The organism is Pediococcus damnosus, from assembly GCF_001437255.1.
In the GTDB taxonomy this organism is placed as follows: domain Bacteria; phylum Bacillota; class Bacilli; order Lactobacillales; family Lactobacillaceae; genus Pediococcus; species Pediococcus damnosus.
Genome location: NZ_JQBD01000187.1, coordinates 1 through 541, shown reverse-complemented (window position 1 = coordinate 541; position 541 = coordinate 1). Strand labels below are relative to the sequence as shown.

The 541-nt window shown below is 41.6% G+C and carries 2 protein-coding genes; both read left to right on the top strand.

Features of this window, described 5'->3' with window-relative positions:
- Positions 1-22 precede the first annotated feature (22 nt).
- Positions 23-304 carry a type II toxin-antitoxin system RelB/DinJ family antitoxin gene (locus IV84_RS10595; RefSeq protein ID WP_054762789.1) on the top strand — a complete coding sequence of 94 codons (282 nt, stop codon included), beginning with the start codon at positions 23-25 and terminating at the stop codon, positions 302-304.
- Positions 294-541: hypothetical protein (locus IV84_RS10590; protein WP_081036113.1), on the top strand; the 248-nt coding region annotated here is incomplete at its 3' end. The genes IV84_RS10595 and IV84_RS10590, both read left to right, overlap by 11 nt.

Below are 541 nucleotides of genomic sequence, written 5' to 3'. Positions count from 1 at the left end.
AAAGAAAGGAGATGAGACAATCATGGCAGTTAAGGAAAAGAAGCGGGTCCAAGTCAAGATTGATAAAGATTTGGCCGATGATACCGAAGCAGTTTTAAGCGAATTAGGCTTAAATCCAACCACGGCCATTAACATGTTTTACAAGCGGATTGTTGCTAATGGTGCTTTACCTTTTAATGCGTCTTTAAGCGAAGAAGAAAGAGCTAATTTACGCTTTTTAAAGGCGACCGAAGGGACACCAGTCACCGAGTTCAAAGACGCTAAAGAGGTCTCTGATTGGCTCAACGATCCAGATGAGGACTAATGACTTAGTCAGCCTATACGTTAGTTTTGTAGAAACTAACGGTGGCAAGTCTCGACCAGTTTTTATTCGTCGGGTATCAGAACAGACGGTCGAGGCTTTTAAAATTACTAGTCAGTATGAAAATAAATCGGCTTATATCAAGCAACAATATTATCCGATTCAAGATTGGCAATCCGCTGGGTTGAAGAAACCTTCCTGGGTCGATCTTGGTAATATTTATCGCTTTCCCAAAGCCGG

Coding starts and splice junctions, on each gene's coding strand:
- IV84_RS10595 (WP_054762789.1), top strand. CDS start 23: ATGGCAGTTAAGGAAAAGAAGCGGGTCCAAGTCAAGATTGATAAAGAT.